General features: G+C 65.1%; 3 protein-coding genes. 2 read left to right on the top strand and 1 reads right to left on the bottom strand.

The genetic code is table 11. The features are described from left to right. Positions 1-1,078 (top strand): hypothetical protein (locus A2J01_RS32820; protein WP_064114364.1); only part of this gene is annotated, 1,078 nt, incomplete at its 5' end. A 71-nt stretch (positions 1,079-1,149) separates the two neighbouring features. On the opposite strand, the gene A2J01_RS32815 is transcribed toward A2J01_RS32820, so the two are convergent. Continuing rightward, a complete protein-coding gene (locus tag A2J01_RS32815) occupies positions 1,150-1,530 on the bottom strand; it encodes a nuclear transport factor 2 family protein (protein ID WP_003944973.1) in 381 nt (126 codons plus the stop codon). Between the two features lie 96 nt (positions 1,531-1,626). Between A2J01_RS32815 and A2J01_RS32810 the strand changes: the two genes are divergently transcribed. After that, positions 1,627-2,070, top strand: a 444-nt coding sequence (locus tag A2J01_RS32810) for an AAA family ATPase (RefSeq protein WP_442971592.1), incomplete at its 3' end; no start/stop codon positions are given.

Raw genomic sequence — 2,070 nt, 5'->3', positions numbered from 1 at the left:
TCTCGGGGGGAGTGGCCGCACCGTCGTGCTGCGCGTTCGCGTCGCCGAGAACCCGTTCTCCCTGCCCCGAACTTTGGTGATCAAGCAGGTCCGCGACAACTTCCAGGGAGCTACCAAAACAGCGATTGCGCTCCCGGCCGCGTCCGAAGGTGACTTCGACGTCGAGACCGCATTCCTTCGTGAAGCGGTGTCGTATCAGTTCGCCAACGCGCTTGCCAAGGACGCACGCCCCGGCGCCGAACTGTTGGCGTCCGACCTCGATGCTCGCCTCCTGATCCTGAGTGATCTCGGCGACGCCACCGCAATCAGCGTCCGACTCGAAGACTCCGACCCGGACACCGTCACTTACACGTTGATGGCCATGGCTCAGGCAATGGGACGCATGCACGCCGCGACCGTCGGCCGGGAGGACGACTTCACCGCACTGCTGCGTCGAGCCGAGGTTGCCCATTGCTCCGATGAAGTTGCGGATCAGGTGGGACGTGCCGTGGCCGGTGTTCCCGCGATGCTGGTGGAAAGTCTCGGCATCGATGTGAGTTCGGACATTCTCGAGCAGGTTCAGCATGCGCAGACACTGTTCAGCGGTGGCCGGTTCCGTGCCTTCAGTCCGTCGGACCTGTGCCCCGACAACATCATCGTCAACGACGACGGCGTGCAGTTCCTCGACTACGAGTGGGGTGGCTACCGCGATGCCCTCCTCGACATCACCTACGCGTTGGTGTCTTTCCCCGGTTGCCTGTGCAACATCGACCTGACCGAAGAGCGGGCGTCGGCGATGGTCGATGCCTGGCGGGCCGAGGTAGTGGGGATGTGGCCCGCCCTGGCCGACGAGGCCGAATTGGGCCGCCGGATTGTCGAGGCCCAACTCATCTGGGTCTGGCTCAGTACCTATCTGTACCTGCCCGAGGATCATTCGCGTATCGCCGCCGTCCGCGAACATTATCTCTCGATTCCACGCGCCGACGCACTGGTCGGACGCTGGGCCAGGCTCGCACGCTCGGCTCAGCTCGCCGGCAACGACGCCGTCGAGGCACACGCCCGCGACGTCGTGGCGGCGCTGCGGACCGAGTTCAGCTGAGGCCCTGACCGATCACACACAGAAGGGCGCCCGTGCACGAAGCACGAGCGCCCATTCTCGGTCGAGTCCGCTCAGTTGTCGGAGACCAGATCGTTCTCGGACAGGTCCGTCGCCGCGAGCGCCGTCGCCAGATCGGGATGCCGGAACGTCGAAGTCACCTGGTCGGCCACGACTCGGAAAGCAGAGGCCAGGGTCGCGGACTTGTCCGGTTCGGCCGCCCACGTTGCGGTCTGTTCGACGACGACCACGCCGTGGTGGACGTACATCTTTCCGGGGACGAGCGTGATGCCGGCGTTGGTGGCCCACTCGCGCAGGGCAGCGAGTCCCTGGCTCGCGCCCTTGGGGCCGCCTACCTCGATGTCGTCACTCGACAACTGCAGCAGAGTGTCGACGTCTTGGGAGTTGAGTGCATCGTGCCACGCGAGGACGGTGGCGATCTCGGAGGTGCTCATGGCGACAACGCTATCCAATGCGGATTCACGACTGGGTGAGGGCTGGCGGAACAGCGGATTGTGTCGGGCGTCGGTGGTCTCTAGTAGCGTCGATTCGTGAGCGATTGGCAAGCGGAAGACAGTGTGGGGGCGAAAGACGGCGTGGTGGCGGAAGACGGCCTGTTCGAGGCAACTCCGGAGGAATCCGCGATCGTCGACGAACCAGATGTCGTGTCTGTAGCCGAGCGCGCCCTGTCCTCGGTGCCGCCCGGTGCTCCTCTGGCTGTCCGCATGCGTCCGCTCACTCTTGGTGAAGTTGTCGGTCAACAGCACTTACTCGGGCCCGGCGCGCCACTCCGCAGAATGGTCGAGGGGTCCGGCGCCGCATCGGTACTTCTGTACGGACCTCCCGGCACCGGCAAGACCACGCTCGCATCGTTGATCTCGGGTGCTACCGGCCGCCGGTTCGAGGCTCTGTCGGCTCTGTCCGCCGGAGTCAAAGAAGTCCGCGGTGTCATCGAACTCGCGCGCCGCCGCCTGCTGAACGGCGAACAAACCGTC

Origin of the sequence: Rhodococcus sp. EPR-134 (genome assembly GCF_001647205.1) — a bacterium.
Classification (GTDB): domain Bacteria; phylum Actinomycetota; class Actinomycetes; order Mycobacteriales; family Mycobacteriaceae; genus Rhodococcus_F; species Rhodococcus_F qingshengii.
Note: the sequence above shows the minus strand (reverse complement) of the source record. Positions and strands in the feature narration are given on the sequence as shown.

Coding starts and splice junctions, on each gene's coding strand:
- A2J01_RS32815 (WP_003944973.1), bottom strand. CDS start 1,530: ATGAGCACCTCCGAGATCGCCACCGTCCTCGCGTGGCACGATGCACTC.